The 20,063-nt window shown below is 67.7% G+C and carries 19 protein-coding genes and 1 pseudogene; 12 read left to right on the forward strand and 8 right to left on the reverse strand.

All coding sequences use genetic code 11. The annotated features are described in order from the left end of the window. Positions 1-116: 116 nt before the first annotated feature. The 3 genes from IFS44_RS06715 to IFS44_RS06725 all read right to left on the reverse strand — a co-directional run bounded on the left by IFS44_RS06715 (position 117) and on the right by IFS44_RS06725 (position 2,290). Positions 117-671 (reverse strand): fasciclin domain-containing protein, encoded by a 555-nt coding sequence (locus IFS44_RS06715; RefSeq protein ID WP_056406915.1) that lies wholly within the window; start codon positions 669-671, stop codon positions 117-119. Positions 672-755: 84 nt separating this feature from the next. Further along, entirely contained in the window at positions 756-1,703 is a 948-nt protein-coding gene (dapF, locus tag IFS44_RS06720) for a diaminopimelate epimerase (RefSeq protein WP_192097968.1), read from the reverse strand. Next, positions 1,688-2,290, reverse strand: coding sequence for a DUF6456 domain-containing protein (locus IFS44_RS06725; RefSeq protein ID WP_446740840.1), 603 nt, complete (start codon positions 2,288-2,290; stop codon positions 1,688-1,690). The genes dapF and IFS44_RS06725 overlap by 16 nt, the downstream gene beginning before the upstream one ends. A gap of 105 nt (positions 2,291-2,395) precedes the next feature. Between IFS44_RS06725 and IFS44_RS06730 the strand changes: the two genes are divergently transcribed. The 3 genes from IFS44_RS06730 (at position 2,396) to IFS44_RS06740 (ending at position 4,114) form a co-directional block, all read left to right on the forward strand. Continuing rightward, a complete protein-coding gene (locus IFS44_RS06730; protein WP_031394722.1) occupies positions 2,396-2,959 on the forward strand; it encodes a helix-turn-helix domain-containing protein in 564 nt (187 codons plus the stop codon). A 49-nt stretch (positions 2,960-3,008) separates the two neighbouring features. Further along, entirely contained in the window at positions 3,009-3,707 is a 699-nt protein-coding gene (locus IFS44_RS06735; protein ID WP_192097969.1) for an EI24 domain-containing protein, read from the forward strand. A gap of 65 nt (positions 3,708-3,772) precedes the next feature. Further along, complete coding sequence (locus tag IFS44_RS06740; protein WP_192008188.1) at positions 3,773-4,114, forward strand: hypothetical protein; 342 nt, start codon at positions 3,773-3,775, stop codon at positions 4,112-4,114. A gap of 5 nt (positions 4,115-4,119) precedes the next feature. Here the strand turns inward: IFS44_RS06740 and IFS44_RS06745 are convergent, their stop codons facing one another. Both IFS44_RS06745 and queG read right to left on the reverse strand, forming a co-directional pair. Beyond that, positions 4,120-5,106 (reverse strand): MlaA family lipoprotein, encoded by a 987-nt coding sequence (locus IFS44_RS06745; protein WP_244650020.1) that lies wholly within the window; start codon positions 5,104-5,106, stop codon positions 4,120-4,122. Between the two features lie 125 nt (positions 5,107-5,231). Continuing rightward, complete coding sequence (gene queG, locus IFS44_RS06750) at positions 5,232-6,383, reverse strand: tRNA epoxyqueuosine(34) reductase QueG (protein WP_192097970.1); 1,152 nt, start codon at positions 6,381-6,383, stop codon at positions 5,232-5,234. A gap of 44 nt (positions 6,384-6,427) precedes the next feature. Here queG and IFS44_RS06755 point away from each other — a divergent pair, with 44 nt between their 5' ends. The 4 genes from IFS44_RS06755 to msrB all read left to right on the forward strand — a co-directional run bounded on the left by IFS44_RS06755 (position 6,428) and on the right by msrB (position 10,479). Then, on the forward strand, positions 6,428-7,339 hold the full coding sequence (locus tag IFS44_RS06755) for an ABC transporter ATP-binding protein (protein WP_342366363.1): 912 nt from the start codon (positions 6,428-6,430) through the stop codon (positions 7,337-7,339). Beyond that, complete coding sequence (locus tag IFS44_RS06760) at positions 7,336-8,565, forward strand: ABC transporter permease (protein ID WP_056406900.1); 1,230 nt, start codon at positions 7,336-7,338, stop codon at positions 8,563-8,565. The genes IFS44_RS06755 and IFS44_RS06760 overlap by 4 nt, the downstream gene beginning before the upstream one ends. Before the next feature lie 97 nt (positions 8,566-8,662). Beyond that, positions 8,663-9,910 carry a cytochrome P450 gene (locus IFS44_RS06765; RefSeq protein WP_192098191.1) on the forward strand — a complete coding sequence of 416 codons (1,248 nt, stop codon included), beginning with the start codon at positions 8,663-8,665 and terminating at the stop codon, positions 9,908-9,910. Positions 9,911-9,972: 62 nt separating this feature from the next. Beyond that, positions 9,973-10,479 carry a peptide-methionine (R)-S-oxide reductase MsrB gene (gene msrB / locus IFS44_RS06770; protein WP_192098192.1) on the forward strand — a complete coding sequence of 169 codons (507 nt, stop codon included), beginning with the start codon at positions 9,973-9,975 and terminating at the stop codon, positions 10,477-10,479. A gap of 13 nt (positions 10,480-10,492) precedes the next feature. Here msrB and IFS44_RS06775 read toward each other — a convergent pair whose 3' ends face one another. Next, positions 10,493-11,107 (reverse strand): CHAP domain-containing protein, encoded by a 615-nt coding sequence (locus IFS44_RS06775; protein WP_192097972.1) that lies wholly within the window; start codon positions 11,105-11,107, stop codon positions 10,493-10,495. A 178-nt stretch (positions 11,108-11,285) separates the two neighbouring features. Here IFS44_RS06775 and IFS44_RS21895 point away from each other — a divergent pair, with 178 nt between their 5' ends. Together IFS44_RS21895 and IFS44_RS06780 are read left to right on the forward strand one after the other, a co-directional pair. Next, on the forward strand, positions 11,286-11,498 hold the full coding sequence (locus IFS44_RS21895) for a hypothetical protein (RefSeq protein ID WP_206757819.1): 213 nt from the start codon (positions 11,286-11,288) through the stop codon (positions 11,496-11,498). Continuing rightward, on the forward strand, positions 11,453-12,241 hold the full coding sequence (locus IFS44_RS06780; protein WP_159512323.1) for an SDR family oxidoreductase: 789 nt from the start codon (positions 11,453-11,455) through the stop codon (positions 12,239-12,241). The genes IFS44_RS21895 and IFS44_RS06780 overlap by 46 nt, the downstream gene beginning before the upstream one ends. A gap of 113 nt (positions 12,242-12,354) precedes the next feature. On the opposite strand, the pseudogene IFS44_RS06785 reads toward IFS44_RS06780, so the two are convergent. Next, positions 12,355-14,598: pseudogene (locus IFS44_RS06785) on the reverse strand (NADP-dependent malic enzyme); the annotation flags it as partial. 151 nt (positions 14,599-14,749) lie between these two features. On the opposite strand from IFS44_RS06785, the gene mutS reads away from it, so the two are divergent. From mutS to IFS44_RS06800, 3 genes are all read left to right on the forward strand, one after another. Further along, positions 14,750-17,329, forward strand: a complete 2,580-nt coding sequence (mutS, locus tag IFS44_RS06790; RefSeq protein WP_192098194.1) for a DNA mismatch repair protein MutS — start codon at positions 14,750-14,752, stop codon at positions 17,327-17,329. Between the two features lie 91 nt (positions 17,330-17,420). Beyond that, positions 17,421-18,404, forward strand: coding sequence for a cation diffusion facilitator family transporter (locus IFS44_RS06795; protein WP_192097973.1), 984 nt, complete (start codon positions 17,421-17,423; stop codon positions 18,402-18,404). Between the two features lie 52 nt (positions 18,405-18,456). Next, on the forward strand, positions 18,457-18,885 hold the full coding sequence (locus tag IFS44_RS06800; protein WP_031395535.1) for a glycine zipper 2TM domain-containing protein: 429 nt from the start codon (positions 18,457-18,459) through the stop codon (positions 18,883-18,885). A 78-nt stretch (positions 18,886-18,963) separates the two neighbouring features. Here IFS44_RS06800 and IFS44_RS06805 read toward each other — a convergent pair whose 3' ends face one another. Then, complete coding sequence (locus IFS44_RS06805; RefSeq protein WP_056406890.1) at positions 18,964-19,992, reverse strand: polyprenyl synthetase family protein; 1,029 nt, start codon at positions 19,990-19,992, stop codon at positions 18,964-18,966. Between the last annotated feature and the right edge of the window lie 71 nt (positions 19,993-20,063).

Genomic DNA, 20,063 nt, shown 5'->3' on the forward strand with positions numbered 1-20,063 from the left:
GATCCAGAGCCAAGCAGCGCCACGCGCCGTAACCCTGGATCCTGGGTCAAGCCCAGGATGACGGCGAGGGGGGGGACACCCTACCCACCCCCGTCACCCCGCCAGCGCAGCGCGCGTTACGGCAGCATCACCGTATCGATCACATGGATCAGCCCGTTCGACTGGCGCACATCGGCGATCGTGATCCGCCCCTTGTGCCCCTTGCCGTCCATGATGCCCCAGCCGCTGCCCGACTTCATGAACATCAGCGGCTCGCCCTGCACGGTGGTGTAGCTGGCCGTCCCGCCATCCGCCTTGGCCTTGGCCGCGATGTCGGCGGCCATGATCGTCCCCGGCACGACGTGATAGGTCAGCACGCCCGCCAGCTGCGCCTTGTTCTCGGGCTTGAGCAGCGTGTCGACCGTCCCCGCGGGCAGTTTGCCGAACGCGGCATTGGTCGGCGCGAAGACCGTGAACGGCCCCGGTCCCGACAGCGTCTCGACCAGGTCGGCGGCCTTGACCGCGGCGACCAGCGTCGTGTGATCCTTCGAATTGACCGCATTCTCGACGATCGTCTTGGTCGGGTACATCGCGGCGCCGCCGACCATCGGGTTGGTCTGCGCGGCGACCAGCGCGGTGCCGCTGACGGCGACAGCGGCGGCAATGATCGTGGTACGAAACAGGGGGGTCATGACAGTCTCTCCTGATCGGCGCCGATGATCCGGCTGCCGCGGCGAAGATACGGCCACCCCGGCCGCAACGATGCACACGCTTTTTTACATTCCGGTGCGCAATGTTTCCCAGGCGGCAATCTCTTCGTCATGCCGCCGCGCGATCACCAGGTCGCGCGCACCCGTTTCCTCCGGATCCAGATCGACCGTCACCGACCCGGTCCATTCGACCGTCGCATTGCCCGACAGCGTCACCATGCCGTCCGCCCCCGCCTCGGCGCGGACCAGCCCGCCGCGGTTGAACACCGTCGTCGGCGTGTCGTACGCGATCCGCCCCGTCAGGCACGCGGCAAAGGTCGACGCCGCCATCGCGCTGCCGCAACTGTCGGTCAGCCCGACCCCGCGCTCATGCGTGCGGACGAACAGGTCGGTCCCGCGCACCTCGACAAAGCTCACATTGGCGCGGTTGGGCAGCCAGTCGGGCGCCGCCTCGCAGGCCTCGCCGACGCGGACCAGCTCGGCATCGTCGACCGCCTCGACGAACGCCACCAGATGCGGGTTGGGCATCGCCACCGCGGTGAACGCGCGCGTCGAGGGCAGTCCGGCCAGCGGCGCCTCGACGATCTGGTCCGCATCGACATGCATCGGCCACGCCGCCACGTCGAGCGACGCCGGCCCCGCGGTCTCGCGCACCGTGAACACCCCCGGCGCAATCTCCGCATCGCGCACGACCAGCGCATCGCTCGTCTTCAGCCGAGCGGTCGCGCGCGTCAGCCCGGTCGCGGCGAACCCCGCACGCGCGACACAGCGCAGCCCGTTGAGGCACGTCTCCGATTCGCTCCCGTCCGAATTGAACATCCGCATCCCGAACGCCCGCCCGTCCTCGTCACCCGCGGTCAGCAGCAGCAGCCCGTCGCCCCCGACCGGCCCCGCGCGATCCGCCAGCGCCCGCGCGACGCGCGCCCAATCCGCATCGCCCAGCGACAGCGCACGCGCGTCGATCAGCGGGAAATCGTTGCCGGAGCCATGACATTTGATCAGATCGAAGCGCATGCCGCGCCCTTACCCGCGTCGCCGCGCAAAGGCGAGCCGCCGCCCCCCTCGCGCCCTCGAACGTCCCCGCCCTCATAATGTGTCGCGAGCCGGTCGAGCGCGAGCGTCAGCACCAGCCGCCCGGCGCGCGCCGGCCAGGACAGCGCGCGTTCCGCCGCGGGCAGCCCCTCACCCGCACACACCACCCGCCACAGGATATCCGCCAACCCCGGCCCCGCCGCCGCGATCGCCGCGTCGAACCGCCGCTTAGCCGCGATCTGCGCGGCGGTCGGGTCGAGCGCGTCGTGCCCGCCGCCATCGACCCGCGGCGTCCAGCGCATCGTCACGCTCGGCGCGAGCGACGCGGTCTCGTACGCCGCGCGCAAACGCTCGCCCGCCGCAAACTGCCGCGCATCGATCAGCCCGCGCGACCGCAGCCAGGTCAGCGGCGACTCCGCCCGGTTGACCGTCACGCTCCGCCCGCCCCGGGTGACACCTTCCCTATGCACCTCCCGGCCAGAGTCCCGCTCAACCACCCTGTCACCTTCCCTGTCAGCATCCCGCCGCATGCCCCGCCCGTCGATCGCGACCTCGATCAGATCCTGCATGCGCCGCCCTTTCCATTTGCCGAGTCCCGATTGTCTTGCCATATTCGACCAGAAATTGCAAGAGAAACTAACCTATCTGGTTTGTAGAAGCGACGGAGCCTGTCGATGATCACTGCTATCCGTGCCGTCCGCCGCGCCAAGGGACTGACGCTCGACGACGTCGCAAGGCGTTGTGATCCCCCGACAACCGCGCAGACGATCGGCCGGCTCGAGACGGGGACGCGGACCGTGTCGGTCGGCTGGCTCAACCGGATCGCCGCCGCGCTCGACGTCGCCGCGGTCGATCTCGTGACGATGCCCGAACGCGCCGATCTGCCCGTCGTCGCGATCCTGGATTCGACCGGAATTCAAGCCCCTACCCGCCCCAACCTCGCCACGCCGCCGCATGTCGAGCCGGGTCAGGTCGCAGTGACGGTGGCCGCCGGCGTCGGCGACTACCGCACGGGCGACGTGCTCTGGTGCACCACGCTCGGCCCCGACGACTTCGAGAGCGCGCTCTACCGCGACGTGCTCGTCCCCCGCCCCGCCGGCCGCTTCGCCTTTGGCCGTCTGGTCGCGCTAACCGACGGCAGCCCCACGCTTATTCCGGTCGGCGACGATGCCGCGCCCCAGCAGATCGAGCGCCCCGTCTGGATCGCCCGCGCGGTCCGCCTGATCCGCACGCTCTGAGTCGCCGCCCGACATTGACGGCCCGGAGGCGGCGGGCCATCGCTGCCGCATGATCCGCGGCTTTTTCCTCTCGCTCGGCCAGCTCGGCGATCCGCCGGTGCTGCGCGTCTTTGCCAAGTCGATGGCGGTGACGTTGCTCGTCTTCGCCGCGCTCGGCCTGCTCATGTGGTTGGGCGCAAAGGCGATTTTCGCGGCCTGGCTGGGCAGCGACCAGGCCGGGATCGCCGCCGCGGTCGCGCTGTTCCTGACCATCCTCGCGGTCTGGATCCTGTTTCGCGCGGTCGCCATCGCGGTCGTCGGGATCTTCGCCGACGATGTCGTCGCCGCGGTCGAGGCGCGCCATTATCCCGCGAGCCTCGCCACCGCGCGGCCCGTGCCGTTCGCGCGCAGCCTCGTCATGGGATTGCGCTCGGCGCTGCGCGTCCTGCTCGTCAACCTGTTGATGTTGCCCGTCTATATCGGCCTGCTCGTCACCGGTGTCGGGACCGCGGCGGCGTTTTTCGTGGTCAATGGCTGGCTGCTCGGGCGCGATCTGGGCGACATGGTCGCCGCGCGCCACATGGACGCCGCGGCGATGCGGGGCTGGCGTGCGACGACGCGGGCGTCGCGGTTCATGCTGGGTCTTGCGAACACCGCGCTGTTCGTGGTTCCGATCCTCAACATCGCCGCCCCCGTGCTGGGCGCGGCGATGGCGACGCATTTTTATCACGGGACGCGCGCGGCGGTGCGCGCCCGGGGGACCAGCTGATGACGAGATCACGTGTCAACGCGTTGAAAGGCTTCGAAATCTCGCGGCCCGGTGCGGGCCTGGCGATGGCCCTCGGCCTCGCGCTCGCGGGCTGCGCCGCGCCCGTCGCGACCGCGCCGGTCGGTCGCCCCGCCATCCCCTATACCAGCGTCGGGCTCGAACGCGTGATCGGCCAGACCGCCGCCGGGCTGACCCGGCTGTTCGGCGATCCCGACGCCGATGTCCGCGAGGGCGCGGCGCGCAAGCTCCAGTTCCAGAGCGGAATTTGCGTGCTCGACGCCTATCTCTACCCCGCCGGATCGGGCGAGCCCAAGGTCACCTATATCGACGCGCGCGAGCTCGACGGCAGCACGATCGACCGCGCGAGCTGCGTCGCCGCGCTCACCCGCCGCGACGGCGGCCGGTAAGCCGCTCAGGGCCCGGGCGGCGGCACCGTTTCGGTCGCGCCCGCCGCGCCGACCGGGATCCGCGTCGCGGGCAGCGCCGCTTGGCATTCGGGCGGCGGCGCCGGCGGCCGGCGGTGGAGATGATCGATCTCCGCCTGTCGCCGGTGGAGGTAAAAGGCGCGCGACGATGCATAGGGATCGCCCACATCGTCATGCAAACACTTGAGAGTTTCGTCGAAATCGGCGCGGTGGTCGAGCGCGCCGAGCACCCCGGCCGGCACCGTGTAGCTCGCATCGGTGAACGGCGACCCGATCGCAGTGGGCAGCAGCAACCGGTCGAGCGTCCCGCCGATCAGGTCGCGCACCGTCGTCGGCCCGACCAGCGGCAGGAACAGGAACGGCCCGTTGCCGATGCCGTGATAGCCCAGCGTGTTGGCAAAGCCGTTCGACCGGCGCGGCAGCCGGAACGGCCGCTTCTTGGCGACGTCGATGACCCCCGCCGCGCCGACCGTCGAATTGATCACGAACCGCCCGACCGTCTCCGCCGCCTTGCCCGGCTTGAACTGCAGCAGGAAGTTCACGAACACGATCGGCTCGCGCAAGTTATAGAGAAAATTGTGAATACCCTTGCGGATCGGGCTCGGCACCTTGCGCTTGTAGACCCGCGCCACCGGGCCGACGACCGCGCTGTCGACCGCCTGCGTCGCCCCGAACGCCTGGGCATTGACCCCACGGAGCGGATCCCCGGCATCACGCGACTGCCCGACGACGACGATGTCCTTCTGCGCATTCGGCTCGGCGGGCACGGGCGCTGGAACCGGGACAGTCTGGGGCGCTGCAACCGGCGCTACGGGCACCACGGGCGGCGATACCGGCACGACGGGCGATTCGGGCATGCGCTGCTCGTCCGCGACCACCGCTGACGGCGCGACCGGGACCGGCGCGACGGGCAGCGGGTCGACGGCCTGCACCGCCAGCGCGGCGACCATCGTAGCAGTGGAAAATGCCAACATATGCAATCATCGCCCCTTGGACCGCCACCGCTGTCCGCATTGCCCCCGCAAGGCAAGTCTCGAATGCGCGCCCCTACACCGGCGTTCGTGAATAATTTCCCCTGTCGCGCGTCACTTGGCCCGCGTCAGCTTAAGTTCGCCCGATCCCATTCCGCGCGGACGCCGTCGTCATTTTCGCCGCCACGACGATCCGCCTTCTCGACCGCGAATCGCACCGCGTCGAGTCGTGACAAGGCCCACACCGCCGTCCCGCGCACCACCGGCGCCGGGTCGCCCAGCAACGCCGCGACGCCTTCCGACAAGGCCGGATCGCCACTATTCCCCGCCGCGATCAACGCGTTGCGCACCATCTTGTCGCGCCCGATCCGCTTGATCGGCGATCCGGCAAAGACCTGGCGGAACCCCGCATCGTCGAGCGCGATCAGGTCGGCAATCTCGGGCGCGACCAGCTCGGCGCGCGGCGCAAAGGCGAGATTGGCGTTCGCGGCGGCGGCGAACTTGTTCCACGGGCACACCGCCAGGCAATCGTCGCAGCCATAGATGCGGTTGCCGATACCCGCCCGAAATTCATGCGGAATCACACCCGCATGCTCGATCGTCAGATACGAGATGCAGCGCCGCGCATCGAGCCTGTAGGGCGCCGGAAACGCATCGGTCGGGCACGCGCGCTGGCACGCGTCACAGCTGCCGCACAGATCCCGACCCGCGGCATCGCCCTTGAGCTCGAGCGTGGTGTAGATCGCACCGAGGAACAGCCAGCTGCCCTCTGTCCGGCTGACCAGATTGGTGTGCTTGCCCTGCCACCCCAGCCCCGCCGCCTCCGCGAGCGGCTTCTCCATCACCGGGGCAGTATCGACGAACACCTTGAGATCGAACGGATACTCGACACCGACCGCGTCGCTCGCCAGCCACCGGCCGAGCGCCTTCAGCTGCCGCTTGATGACGTCGTGATAATCCGCGCCCTGCGCATAGACCGAGATCCGGCCGACCTCGCCCGCGTCGGCCAGCCGCAGCGGATCGTCCTTCGGCGCATAGCTCATGCCCAGCGCGATCACGCTGCGCACCGCGGGCCACAGCCCGGCGGGGCTCGCCCGCTGCGCGCGCCGCTCCTCCATCCAGATCATGTCGCCATGCCGCCCTTCGGCCAGCCACTGCTGCAGCCGTTCGCCCGCCAGCGGGGCCGCATCCGCGCGCGCGATCCCGCACGCCGCAAAGCCCAGTTCGGCCGCCTTGGCCTTCACGCGCGTTTCGAGGTCGGATGGCTTGTCGTCGGGCACGTCCGCCCGCTACCACAGCCGCTCGGCTTGAAGGAAGTTTACGCGTGGGCGAGGAATGGGCGGTCAAGGCCAGCGGGCTGGTCAAGCGCTTCGGCGACCGGCGGGTGGTCGACGGCGTCGACATCGCCGTGCCAACCGGCGCGATCTACGGCGTGCTCGGCCCCAACGGCGCGGGCAAGACCACGACGCTGCGCATGCTGCTCGGGATCATCGAGCCCGATGAAGGCCACCGCACCCTGCTTGGCTTCGACAGCCCGCGCGACGCTTCGGATCATGTCGGCTATCTGCCGGAGGAACGGGGACTTTATCCCGCGATGAAGGCACGCGAGGCGATCGCGTTCATGGGCGCGCTGCGCGGTCTCGACTGGAAGACCGGGCGTGCGCGCGCGGTCACGCTGATGGAGGGGGCGGGGCTCGGCCATGCGGTCGACGAGAAGATCCGCAAATTGTCGAAGGGCATGGCGCAGCTCGTCCAGCTGCTCGGCTCGGTCGTCCATCAGCCCGATCTGCTCGTGCTCGACGAACCCTTTTCCGGGCTCGATCCGGTCAACCAGGAACGTCTTGAAAAGCTTATCCTTGTCGAGCGCGATCGCGGCGCGACGATCCTGTTCTCGACGCATATCATGAGCCACGCGGAACGGCTGTGCGACCGGCTGGCGATCATCGCCGGCGGCAAGCGCCGGTTCGAGGGCACCGTCGACGACGCGCGCGGCGTCCTGCCCCAGCGCGTGCATTACACCCCGCACCGCCCCGACCCCGCGATCCGCGGCGTGCTGCCCCCCGACGCGCTGCCCGATCGCGACGGCTGGCGGTTCGAACTGCCGGGCGGCGGGATCGAGACGCTGCTCATCCGGCTGATCGACGCAGGATACGGCATTTCCGGGCTCTCGATCGAACGCCCCGGGCTGCACGAGGCGTTCGTGCGAATCGTCGGCCAGCAGGAGGCGCAGCCATGACCCGCTTCCGCCGCACGCTGCGCCAGACCTTCACCATCGCCCGCCGCGATTTCACCGCGACCGTCTTCACCCCGATCTTCCTGCTCTTCCTGTTCGCGCCGCTGATCATGGGCGCATTCGGGGCGGTCGGCGGGCTCGGCGCGGCCAGCGTCACCGACGGCGCGCAGGACAAGGCGCAGATCATCGCGATCCTCCCCGCCGCCGAGTCGCGCATGATGGCCGAGGCCGACACGCAGCTGCGCGGCATCTTCCGGCCAGGCGAGGGACCACCCGACCTGACCACGCAGCCGGCCGCTGCCGATCCGGCGGCACAGGCGCGCAACGCCTTCGACCGCAACGATATCGACGCCGCCGCAGTCCTTTACGGCCCGCTCGCGGCACCGCAGATCCTCTATGGTCCACGCGGCGACCGCGCCGCGGGCTATCTCGCGACGCTCGCGCAGACGACGCTTGCCGCGCAGCAGGCGGGCGGCACGCTGCCCCCGATCGACGTGACCAAGACCCGGATCACGCGGTCGCGCGGCTCGGTCGGCGGCCAGCATCAGTCCGCGTTCTTCGCGGTGTTCGGAATCTTCTTCCTGACGCTGTTCCTCTCTGGCCAGGTCGTCGGCACGATGGCCGAGGAGCGCAACAACAAGGTGATCGAGGTGCTCGCCGCCGCGGTCCCGCTCGAATCGGTATTCTTCGGCAAGCTGATCGGCATGTTCGGCGTCGCGGTGCTGTTCGTCGCCTTCTGGGGCACCGTCGTCGGACAGGTCACGACATTGCTCCCTGCAGGCGCGGCGGCGGCGATCGGCGATCTCCGTCCCGCGGTCGGCGGACCGATGTTCGCGCTGCTGTTCGCGGGCTATTTCACCATGGCCTATCTGCTTCTGGGATCAGTGTTTCTCGGCGTCGGCGCGCAGGCCTCGACAATGCGCGAGATCCAGATGCTGTCGCTGCCGATCACGATCCTTCAGGTCGCGATGTTCGGTCTCTCCTCCGCCGCGGTCTCGCGCCCCGGCAGCTGGATCGCGACGCTCGCCGAGCTCTTCCCGCTCTCCTCGCCCTTCGCGATGGCCGGGCACGCGGCCAATTCCCCCGAGCTCTGGCCGCACGTCGCGGCGCTGGCCTGGCAGGCCCTGTGGGTGACGATCTTCATCGTCGTTGGCGCACGACTGTTCCGCCGCGGCGTGCTCCAGTCGGGCAGCGCGCGGCCCTTCTGGCGCCGCGCGAAACCGCACTGACACAGGTTGTTGACATCGCTGTCAGTACTTGGTCTCCTGCCTGAAAACAGGAGAGTGATGGGTGGCGACGCTTGCAGGCGAAATCACGACGGCTCCGATCAGCGAGCGCGTAACCAACGGGGCGGCAACCGGAAAACCCCCGATCGACCCGCTCGATGTCAGTCGCGCGGACCTCTACCGCGACGATGTCTGGCACGCGCCCTTCCGCCATCTTCGCGCGCATGCCCCGGTCCACCATGTCGCCCGCTCGGATTACGGCCCCTATTGGTCGGTCTCGAACTACCGGGGGATCGTCGAGGTCGAGTCGCTGCCCGACCTCTACTCCTCCGAAGCCGGCGGCATCACGCTCGCCGATTTTGACCGCGATCGCGACGTTCGCATGCCAATGTTCATCGCGCGCGATCGCCCGATCCACACCAGCCAGCGCCGCACCGTCGCCCCCGCCTTCACGCCGAGCGAGATGACCCGCATGGCGCCCGACATCCGCCAGCGTACCGCGGAGATCCTCGACGGGCTCGACTGGAACACGCCGTTCGACTGGGTCGACCGCGTCGCGATCGAGCTGACGACGCAGATGCTGGCAATCCTGTTCGATTTCCCCTGGGAGGATCGGCGCAAGCTGACGCTGTGGTCGGACTGGGCGGGCGACATCGAGCTCGTCAAGAACGAGGAGACGCGCAAGCAGCGGCTCGCGCATATGTTTGATTGCGGGGCCTATTTCCAGACGCTCTGGAACGCCAAGATCGACCGGCCGCCGACCCCCGACCTGATCTCGATGATGATCCATTCGGATGCGATGGCGCATATGGAGCATCATGAATTCATCGGAAACCTGATCCTCCTGATCGTCGGAGGCAATGACACGACCCGCAACTCGATGTCGGCGCTGGCCTATGGCCTCGACGCATTTCCCGACGCCCGCGCCATGCTCGAAGCGGATCCGGCGCTCATTCCCAACGCGGTGAGCGAGATTCTCCGCTGGCAGACGCCGCTCGCGCACATGCGGCGGACCGCAACGCAAGATACTGAATTGCAGGGCCAGTCGATCAAGGCCGGCGACAAGCTCGCCCTTTGGTATCTCTCGGCGAATCGCGACGAAAGCGTGTTTGGCGACGATGCCGACGCGATCCGCGTCGACCGTCCCAATGCGCGCCGCCATCTCGCCTTCGGTCACGGCATCCACCGCTGCGTCGGGGCAAGGCTCGCCGAGATGCAGCTCGCGATCCTGCTCGAGGAAATGGCGAAGCGCCGCATGCGGATCAACATGGTCGGCCCGCCGACCCGTGTCGCCGCCTGTTTCGTCCACGGCTATCGTTCGCTCCCGGTCGAGATCAGCCGCTACTGACTTTCATCGCCCGCCTCTGCGCGCATCCTGTTCGCGGCAAGGTTCGTACTTATATCATGACCATGACACACACACCGCCCGATCGCCGCACGTTCCTCACGCTCGCCGGCGCCGGCGCCGCTGGCTTTGCCCTCTGGGGCTGTTCGTCGCAGTCCGCCCAGGCCGCCGAACGCTTCGAGGTCACGCTGAGCGATGCACAGTGGCGCAAGAAGCTGTCGCCGGATGCCTATAACGTGCTGCGCAAGGAAGGAACCGAGCGACCCTATTCAAGCCCGCTCAACGGCGAACATCGCGCGGGGATCTTTTCCTGTGCCGGCTGCGCGCTGCCCGCCTTTTCGTCGAAGACCAAGTTCGAGAGCGGGACGGGATGGCCGAGCTTCTGGCAGCCCTTGCCAAATGCCGTGCGGACCCGGGTCGATTCGACGCTCGGGATGGCGCGGACCGAGGTGCATTGCCGACGCTGCGGCGGGCATCTCGGCCATGTGTTCGACGACGGCCCCAAGCCGACGGGAAAGCGCTATTGCATGAACGGCGATGCGCTGACGTTCCGGGCAATGGCGGCCCGGTAATCGCTTAACGGGTTCAGCCCGGGTCGTTTACGAGCGTGAAGATGCCGCGGGGGTCGGTCGGGCCATGCTGCACCGTGGCGAGCTGGGCGGCGTTGGCACGCTGCGTCGCGCTGGGCGCGCTGACCATCTGAAGCGACGGCTGCGCGGGGGCGTCGAGCATGTCGCCACGCGGCGCATGGCCTGAATAGATGAAGCCCTTGGTCGGATAGGCCGAGGTGCCGAGATCGCCCTGCGGCCCGTACCAGACCTTGACCATGCTCCAGTCACCCGCGTCGGACACGTCGATCGCGCGGACATTGGTTTCAATCGCACCGCGACGCGACCAATTGGCATGGGTCAGGAGCACTTCGCGGTCGCTGACGACCTTCGAGACCATCGCGACATGGCCGACGCGCATCCGCGAGGTGGGCGAGAAAGCGAGGACGGCACCGGCCTTTGGTGCATGGCCACGCTCGTAGCGGCCCTCGGCCTGGCTCCACCAGGTGTTGGCATTGCCGCGGATCTCGATGCCCGACACCGAGCGGGCAAACGTCACGCACTGCCAGAACTGGGCCGCTGCCGGTGTGGCCGTCATCAGGCCGCACGATACCACCAGCGCAAAACGCGCTGCTAACGCCTTGAAATTCATCGAGACCCCCCGGTCAAAACCCGTTCGTCACAGTCTGGCTACGGGAGGTTCGATTTAATTGAAAGTCGCCGCGGAACCATATCCGACGAAGCGTGTTGCCGCGCCGACGAGCCCCTTTTTAGCCCGGCCACGCTGCCCCCTTGCCCGCTGCTCTGCCGTCGATGCCGCGGACAAGCGCATGCAGGCAGGGATCCTTGTCCCGCACGGAACAAAAGAGCGCACGATCGCCGGCTTTGCGATGACAGTACGGCGCACCACCTCGTCAAACCACGCCGATTCGAAAAACGGGTTTGCGGCGCAGGCCGCGCGGCGATACCAGTCGCAAAAATCTCTGGAGGATGCCGCATGGATACGACCACCCTGTTCCGTCTCGACGGCCGCGTCGCGCTGATCACCGGCGGCAGCCGCGGCATCGGCAAGATGATCGCGGCGGGCTTCATAGCACAGGGCGCGAAGGTCTATATCTCGTCGCGCAAGGCCGATGTCTGCGAAGCCGCGGCGGCCGAACTTGGCCCTAACTGCATCGCGCTGCCGCAGGACGTCTCGACCGTCGCCGGCTGCAAGGCGCTCGCGGCGCAGTTCGCCGAGCATGAGAGCCGGCTCGACATCCTCGTCAACAATGCGGGCGCGGCCTGGGGCGTCCCGTTCGAGGAATTTTCGGAGGTTGGCTGGGACAAGGTCATGGACCTGAACGTCAAATCGCCCTTCTTCCTGACCCAGGCGCTTCACGCCGCACTCAAGGCCTCGGGCTCGCGCGACCGGCCGGCCAAGGTCATCAACATCACCTCGATCGACGGCCAGCGCCTCAATCCATGGGAAACCTACAGCTATCACGCGTCGAAATCGGCGCTGATCTATCTGACCAAGCGCATGGCCGCGCGGCTCGTGACCGATTCGATCAACGTCACCTCGATCGCCCCCGGTGCGTTCGCCAGCGACATGAACAAGGCCGCCCGCGATCACGGCGACGCTGTCGCGCAGGGGATCCCGGCCAAGCGGGTCGGTGTCGACGAGGACATGGCCGGCGCCGCGATCTACCTCGCCAGCCGCGCCGGCGATTACGTGATCGGCGAAACCATCACCGTCGACGGCGGCCTCGTCCACGCCTCGCTAGGCACCAGCATCGACGCTTGATCACAAACCCCTCTCCCCCCGGGGGAGAGGGAGGGGCCCGCCGCGCAGCGGTGGGAGGGTGAGGGCACGTGGTGAAGCGCAAGGCTCCCCAACGTGCCCTCATCCGGCGCTTNACCCGCCGCGAGCACCGCCAGCGTCACCAGCTCGCTCGCCGTGCTCGTCATCGGTGCCACCTGCACCGGCTTCTCCATGCCGATCAGCATTGGCCCGATCACCGAATCGCCACCCAGCTCGCGCAGCAGCTTGGCCGAGATATGCGCCGACTGAAGACCCGGCATGATCAGCACGTTCGCCGGCCCCGACAGCCGCGCGAACGGATAGTTCGCCAGCTGCTTCGGGTTGAGCGCCACGTCCGGCGCCATCTCGCCCTCATATTCGAACCCGACCTGACGGCCGTCGAGCACGGTCACCGCGTCGCGGATATTGTCGAGCCACTCGCCCTTCGGGTTGCCGAAGTTCGAATAGCTCAGGAACGCGACGCGCGGCTCATGCCCCATGCGACGCGCGACCGCCGCGGTCTGCTCGGCGAAATCGGCGAGCTGTTCGGCGGTCGGACGTTCGTTGACCGTGGTGTCGGCGATGAACACCGTGTGGCTCTGCCCGACGAGCAGGTGGATGCCGAACGGCGTCTTGCCCGCCGCCGGATCGATCACGCGGTAGATCTGGCGCATCGTCTCGCCGTACGTGCGCGTGATGCCGGTGATCATCGCATCGCCCTCGCCGAGCTGCAGCAGCAGCGCACCGAAGATGTTGCGATCCTGGTTCACCATCCGCTCGCAGTCGCGCCGCAGGTAACCGCGACGCTGGAGCCGGGCATAGAGCAGCTCGACCATCTTCGGCACGAGCGGCGAGACGCGGCTGTTGTGCAGCTCGAAGCTCTCGGGGTCGGTGACGCCCAGCGCGCGCAACCGGTCGGGCACGTCGTCGCGGCCGACCAGCACCGGCGTGCCATAGCCGCCCTCCTTGAACGCGATCGCCGCGCGCAGCACGACCTCTTCCTCGCCCTCGGCGAAGATCACGCGCTTGGGATGCGCCCGCGCGCCCTCATAGGCCATCGACAGCACCGAGGTGGTCGGGTTGAGACGCGCGCGCAGCGACTGGCGATACGCCTCGATGTCGAGGATCGGCTTGGTCGCGACGCCCGATGCCATTGCCGCCTTGGCAACCGCGACGGGAACGACCTCCATCAGCCGCGGATCGAACGGCGCAGGGATGATATAGGCAGGGCCGAAGCTGTGGCTGACGCCATAGGCCAGCGCGACCTCCTCGGGCACACGCTCGCGCGCGAGCTCGGCGATCGCATTGGCCGCGGCGATCTTCATCGCGTCGTTGATCCCCGTCGCGCGGACGTCGAGCGCGCCGCGGAAGATGAACGGGAAGCACAGCACGTTGTTGACCTGGTTCGGATAATCCGACCGTCCCGTCGCGACGATCGCGTCGGGACGCGCAGCCATCGCCAGTTCGGGGCGGATTTCGGGCTCGGGATTGGCCATCGCGAAGATGATCGGCGCGGCCGCCATGTCCTTGACCATCTCGGGCTTGAGCGCGCCTGCCGCCGACAGGCCGAGGAACACGTCGGCGCCGACCAGCGCCTCGGTCAGCGTCCGCGCGCTGCTCGTCGTGGCATGCGCCGACTGCCACTGGTTCACATCGTCGCGACCCTGGTAGATCACGCCGGTACGGTCGCACATGATGACGTTGTCGGGCCGCACGCCCATCGCCTTCATCAGCTCGGTGCACGCAATCGCCGCCGCGCCCGCGCCGTTCACGACCAGCTTGATGTCGCCAAGCTTGCGCCCGGTCACGAGGCAGGCGTTGATCAGCCCGGCCGCACAGATGATCGCGGTGCCGTGCTGATCGTCATGAAATACGGGGATATTCATCCGCTCGCGCAGCGTCTGCTCGATGATGAAGCATTCTGGCGCCTTGATGTCTTCAAGGTTGATGCCGCCGAACGTCGGCTCCATCAGCTCGACCGCATCGATGAAGCGATCGACATCCTCGGTCTTCAGCTCGATGTCGATCGAATCGACGTCGGCGAAGCGCTTGAAGAGCACCGCCTTGCCCTCCATCACCGGCTTCGACGCGAGCGCGCCGAGATTGCCCATGCCGAGGATCGCGGTGCCGTTCGAGATCACCGCGACCAGATTGCCCTTGGCGGTATAGTCATAGGCGGTCGAGGGATCGTCGGCGATCGCCTGCACCGGAATCGCCACGCCGGGCGAGTAGGCGAGCGCGAGGTCGCGCTGCGTCGCCATCGGTTTGGACGCAATGATCTCGAGCTTCCCGGGACGGCCTTCCGAATGGAACAGCAGCGCTTCGCGTTCGGAGAACTGGAGATTATTGTCGTCGGACATAAGCGAGGCCTCGGGGGTATCTGCAGGGGGAGCCCCTGCCTTTACGGAACGCGTGGCTGTTCGTCACCCCTTGGGAACCCTTCGCAGTGCTATTGGACGTGCGGACGGTTTTCGCTACCCCGCGCCGATGTCCACTCCCGCCGCTACCCCGATGATGACGCAGTATCTCAGCCTCAAGGCCGAGGCGCAGGATTGCCTGCTGTTCTACCGCATGGGCGATTTTTTCGAGCTGTTCATGGACGATGCGCGCATCGCTGCGGCGGTGCTCGACATCGCGCTGACTGCCCGCGGCGAGCATGAGGGCAAGCCGATCCCGATGTGCGGCGTGCCGGTGCACGCGGCCACCGCCTATCTCCAGCGGCTGATCAAGGCCGGACACCGCGTCGCGATCGCCGAGCAGGTCGAGAGTCCGGCTGAGGCAAAGGCGCGCGGCGGATCGAAGGCGCTGGTCGCCCGCGCGATCGTCCGCGTCGTGACCGCGGGCACGCTGACCGAGGAAGCCTTGCTCGACGCGCGCAGCGACAATTGGTGCGTGGCGATCGGTGAAGCCGGGGGATCCGTCGCGATTGCCGCAGCCGACGTGTCCACCGGCCGGTTCGAGGTCATCGACGTTGCGGACGACGCGGTCGGAGCCGAACTCGCGCGACTTGCCGCGGCCGAGATCGTCGTCGCCGAGACGAGCGGTTTTGCAGAGGCCGCCACGACGCTGCGCCCCAGGAGCGATTTCGACAGCAGTGCGGGCGAAGCACGGCTCAAGCGGATCTACGGCGTCGCGACCCTCGACGGCTTCGGACAGTTCGGGCGGGCCGCGCTGGCCGCGGCGGGCGGTCTGGTCGCGTATCTCGAACATAATGCGAAGGGCGCGCTGCCCTTCCTGCGGCCGCCGCGAATCGGGCGGGCAGCACAGGTGATGGCGATCGACGCCGCGACGCGGGACAGCCTCGAACTGACCTGCACCACCGGCGGCGTCCGCAAGGGGAGCCTGCTCGACGCGGTCGATCGCACCGTCACCGGTGCCGGTGCGCGACTTCTCGGTGCCGATCTCGGCGCGCCGCTGATGGACAAGGCCGCGATCGACGCGCGGCTCGACCTCGTCCGGTTGTTCCATGACGACCAGGCGCTGCGCGAACGGTTGCGCGCGACGCTGCGCGCGCTGCCGGACATCGGCCGGGCGCTCGGCCGCCTCGCCGCGGGTCGAGGATCACCGCGCGATCTTGGCCAGTTGCGCGACGGTCTCGACGGCGCCTGGAACCTGGGGGAGCGGCTCGATGCACTTACCGATCCGCCGCGCCTGCTCAGCGACGTCGCACCGCTGTTGCGCGGGCATGGCAGCCTGATCGACCTGCTCAAGCGTGCGCTCGTACCATCGCCACCGATCGAAGCCTCCGACGGGGGGTATATCGCGGCGGGATATGACGCCGCTCTCGACGACCTGCGCGATACCGGCGCTGGGGGACGCCGCGCGATCGCCGCACTGGAGGCCGAGTTTCGCACCTCGACCGGCGTGTCCGCGCTCAAGATCCGCCACAATGGCGTGCTCGGCTATCATGTCGAGGTCCCTGCACGAGCTGCCGATTCGCTCATGAAGCCCGACAGCGGTTTCACGCACCGCCAGACGCTCGCAGGTGTCGTACGCTTCAACACGCCCGCGCTGCACGATGTCGCAACGAAGGTGTCGCAGGCGGGTGCACATGCCACGGCAGCGGAGTCGGCCCATCTCGAGGACCTCACCGCACGGGCGCTCGCCGGCCGCGAGGCAATTGCCGCGACCGCCGATGCGCTCGCTCGGCTCGATGTCGCCGCCGGTCTCGCCGAGCGCGCGGCCGAGGGGCAGTGGTCGCGCCCGATCCTGGTCGACCATGCCTGTTTCGAGATCGAAGGAGGCCGACACCCGGTCGTCGAGGCCGCCGTCGCCAAGTCGGGCGACCGGTTCGTCGCCAACGACTGCAACCTGTCGGAATCCTCGCGACTGTGGCTCGTCACGGGCCCGAACATGGGCGGCAAATCGACCTTCCTGCGCCAGAATGCACTGATCGCGGTCCTGGCGCAGGCCGGAAGCTATGTGCCGGCGACCAAGGCCACGCTGGGTCTCGTCGACCGATTGTTCAGTCGCGTCGGCGCGTCGGACAATCTCGCGCGCGGCCGCTCGACCTTCATGGTCGAAATGGTCGAAACCGCCGCCATCCTCGCACAGGCGACGCCGCGCAGCTTCGTGATCCTCGACGAAGTCGGTCGCGGCACCTCCACCTATGACGGCCTCGCGATCGCCTGGGCCGTGGTCGAGGCGATCCACGAGGACAATCGATGCCGCTGCCTGTTCGCGACGCATTATCACGAGCTGACCCGGCTTGCCGAACGCTGCGAGGCGCTGTCGCTGCATCACGTTCGCGCGCGCGAGTGGAAGGGCGAACTCGTCCTGCTCCACGAACTCGCCGACGGGCCGGCGGATCGCAGCTACGGTCTGGCCGTCGCGCGCCTCGCCGGCATGCCGCCGGTCACCGTGCAGCGGGCGAAAGCGGTGCTTGCCAAGCTGGAAGCCGGGCGTGCCAAAACTGGCGGCCTGGCGGCGGGGCTGGATGATCTTCCGCTGTTCGCGGCCGCCGCGCAGATCGAGGAGGTGGCGTGCGACGTGCTGCGCGAAGACCTGGCGAAGCTCGACATCGATGCGATGAGCCCGCGCGACGCGCTCGGCGCGCTTTACCGGTTGAAGGCGCTCGCGACCGAGGGCTGAGCGCAAACCCGGCGAAAACCACTGTATTGCCGATACTTGCCCCCGGCCTGCAATCCCATCGCGCGGCGTCCTAGTATCACATGCAAGACGGATGCTACGCGCCGGCCGAATCATTGGAGCATGGGCTTTGGGCGGACACGGGCACGGGCATGCACACGGGCATGCAGGACATGGGCACGCACATGCACACAGCCATGCTCCGGCATCGTTCGACCGCGCGTTTGCGATCGGGATCGGGCTCAACGTGGCGTTTGTCGCGGTCGAGGCCTTGGTCGGATTGCGGATCAACTCGGTTTCGCTGCTCGCGGACGCCGGGCATAATCTCTCCGATGTACTTGGCTTGGTCGTCGCCTGGGGGGGAACGATGCTCGCGCGAACCGAGCCGACCAAGCGCTTTACCTATGGGCTGAAGGGGTCGACGATCCTTGCCGCGTTGACCAATGCGCTGCTGTTGCTCGTCGCGCTCGGGGCGATCCTGCTCGAGGCGACACAGCGTTTCGCAGACCCAACGCCCACGGCGGGCCTAACCGTATCGATGGTGGCCGGGATCGGCATCGCGGTGAATGCGATCACCGCCTGGATGTTCGCGCGCGGTCGCAAGGGGGACGTCAACATCCGTGGCGCCTATCTGCACATGGCCGCGGACGCGCTGGTATCGGCGGGGGTCGTGATCGCGGGCGTGCTGATCTGGCAGACCGGGATCTCATGGATCGACCCGGCGGTCTCCATCGTCATCGCGGTCCTGATCTTCTGGCAAACCTGGGGATTGCTGCGTGAGACCGTCGAAATGGCGCTGTCCGCGGTGCCGCGCGGGATCGAATTCGACCAGGTCGACGAGGCGCTATGCACCCTGCCCGGCGTGACGGCGATCCATGATCTGCACATTTGGCCGATGAGCACAACGGAGCCCGTCCTGACCGCGCACCTGGTCATGCCGGGCGGCCATCCCGGCGATCCGTTCCTCACCTCGACCCGCACGATGCTGCAGGAGCGTTTCGGGATCGGCCATGCCACGTTGCAGGTCGAGACGGGCGACGGTCAGCCATGCTCGATGACGCGCCACACGGCGATATGAACCTTTGGGGCGTTGCGCGGGTTATCCTAGTATAGTTCTGGAGTAATACCCGATGAAGAAGCATTTTATCGCTGCATTGATGTCCGTTGCCGTCGTCGCCCCCGCAATGGTGCCTGTCGAAGCCGCTGCCCAGCGCCATGACGACCGCCGGGGCCATGACGACCGCCGGAACAACGACTCGCGCCGTGGCAACGACCGCAACTGGCGCGGTGACGATCGCAACTGGGATCCGTCGCGCAGCTATCAGAACGGCAATTACCGCGAGCGTCGTCTCGGCCGCAATGATCGCATCTATCGCGGCAACGATGGCCGGGCCTATTGCAAGCGCAACGATGGCACGACCGGGCTTGTGATTGGCGCACTCGGTGGCGGCGTTCTTGCCAATCTGATCGGCGGCGGCACGCTTGGAACGCTGGCGGGTGCCGGTGGCGGTGCACTGCTCGGACGGTCGGTCGACCGCGGTAACGTCAAGTGCCGCTGAGCTTTTTTGCTCGGTAAACGAAGATGCGGCGGCCGAGCGATCGGCCGCCGTTATTGTGTCTGCCTCAGCCGGTTGAACTTAATAAGCGCGAGCCACCGCAAACTCGACCGCTTCGATCATCGCGTCCTTCGCCTCGCCATTGGCAAAGCCCGCAATCGAATCGATCGCCCGCTGACCATAATGTCGCGCCCGCGCAAACGTGTCGTCGATCGCGCGGGTTGCCCGGATCAGGCGCACGGCATGCTGCAGGTCGGCATCGGTGTCACGACGCCCCTCGACCGCATCCTTCCAGAATTGACGATCCTCGGCCGACCCGCGCGCATAGGCGAGGATCACCGGCAGGGTCATCTTGCCTTCGCGGAAATCGTCGCCCGCATCCTTGCCCATCGTGTCCGCATCCGAAACATAGTCGATCGCGTCGTCAACAAGCTGGAAGGCAATGCCGAGGTTGCGGCCATAGGCGTCGAGTGCCGCCTCTTCATTCTCGGGCCGATCGGCCACCACGGCGGCGATTCGGCAGGCGGCAGCGAACAGCGCTGCGGTCTTTGCGCCGATGATGTCGAGATAGCGCTCCTCGCCCAGATCGACGCGGCGGGCCGCCGTCAGCTGGTTGACCTCGCCCTCGGCGATGACCGCGCTGGTCGATGAAAGGATCTTGAGCGCCTTCAGGCTGCCCGCCTCGACCATGAGTTCGAAGCTGCGGCTGAACAGGAAGTCGCCGACCAATACGCTCGCGGGATTGCCCCAGATGATGTTCGCCGTGCGGTTCCCACGCCGCAGGTCAGAGCCATCGACGACGTCGTCATGCAGCAACGTCGCGGTGTGGATGAATTCGACGGCCGCCGCGAGCAGGTGATGCTGCGTCCCGGCATAGTCCAGCAGCTGTGCACTTGCGAGCGTCAGCATCGGGCGCATCCGCTTGCCCCCGCCCGCGATCAGATGACCCGCCAGTTCGGGGATCAACGGAATATCGGAGGTCATGCGCGCGACGATCACCGCATTGACCTGGTCCATGTCGGTGGTGACGAGCTTGACCATCGGGTCCAGCGAAGGCTGTGGCCCGGGATTCGAACGAGGGGAGTCGAGGCGGTGGACGGTGGCGCTCATCTGCCCGTGCCTCTGACGGTTACGGCCTCGCAAAGCAACCCTTGCCGGCTTGGCAAACCCTCACCAAAAGG

Source organism: Sphingomonas sp. CFBP 13706, from assembly GCF_014842355.1.
In the GTDB taxonomy this organism is placed as follows: Bacteria; Pseudomonadota; Alphaproteobacteria; order Sphingomonadales; family Sphingomonadaceae; genus Sphingomonas; species Sphingomonas aerolata.

Bases quoted from the DNA above. Each gene is read 5' to 3' on its own strand.
- IFS44_RS06715 (WP_056406915.1), bottom strand. From the start codon at position 671: ATGACCCCCCTGTTTCGTACCACGATCATTGCCGCCGCTGTCGCCGTC.
- dapF (WP_192097968.1), bottom strand. From the start codon at position 1,703: ATGCGCTTCGATCTGATCAAATGTCATGGCTCCGGCAACGATTTCCCG.
- IFS44_RS06725 (WP_446740840.1), bottom strand. From the start codon at position 2,290: ATGCAGGATCTGATCGAGGTCGCGATCGACGGGCGGGGCATGCGGCGG.
- IFS44_RS06730 (WP_031394722.1), top strand. From the start codon at position 2,396: ATGATCACTGCTATCCGTGCCGTCCGCCGCGCCAAGGGACTGACGCTC.
- IFS44_RS06735 (WP_192097969.1), top strand. From the start codon at position 3,009: ATGATCCGCGGCTTTTTCCTCTCGCTCGGCCAGCTCGGCGATCCGCCG.
- IFS44_RS06740 (WP_192008188.1), top strand. From the start codon at position 3,773: ATGGCCCTCGGCCTCGCGCTCGCGGGCTGCGCCGCGCCCGTCGCGACC.
- IFS44_RS06745 (WP_244650020.1), bottom strand. From the start codon at position 5,106: ATGTTGGCATTTTCCACTGCTACGATGGTCGCCGCGCTGGCGGTGCAG.
- IFS44_RS06760 (WP_056406900.1), top strand. From the start codon at position 7,336: ATGACCCGCTTCCGCCGCACGCTGCGCCAGACCTTCACCATCGCCCGC.
- msrB (WP_192098192.1), top strand. From the start codon at position 9,973: ATGACACACACACCGCCCGATCGCCGCACGTTCCTCACGCTCGCCGGC.
- IFS44_RS06775 (WP_192097972.1), bottom strand. From the start codon at position 11,107: ATGAATTTCAAGGCGTTAGCAGCGCGTTTTGCGCTGGTGGTATCGTGC.
- IFS44_RS21895 (WP_206757819.1), top strand. From the start codon at position 11,286: ATGCAGGCAGGGATCCTTGTCCCGCACGGAACAAAAGAGCGCACGATC.
- IFS44_RS06780 (WP_159512323.1), top strand. From the start codon at position 11,453: ATGGATACGACCACCCTGTTCCGTCTCGACGGCCGCGTCGCGCTGATC.
- mutS (WP_192098194.1), top strand. From the start codon at position 14,750: ATGATGACGCAGTATCTCAGCCTCAAGGCCGAGGCGCAGGATTGCCTG.
- IFS44_RS06795 (WP_192097973.1), top strand. From the start codon at position 17,421: ATGCTACGCGCCGGCCGAATCATTGGAGCATGGGCTTTGGGCGGACAC.
- IFS44_RS06800 (WP_031395535.1), top strand. From the start codon at position 18,457: ATGAAGAAGCATTTTATCGCTGCATTGATGTCCGTTGCCGTCGTCGCC.
- IFS44_RS06805 (WP_056406890.1), bottom strand. From the start codon at position 19,992: ATGAGCGCCACCGTCCACCGCCTCGACTCCCCTCGTTCGAATCCCGGG.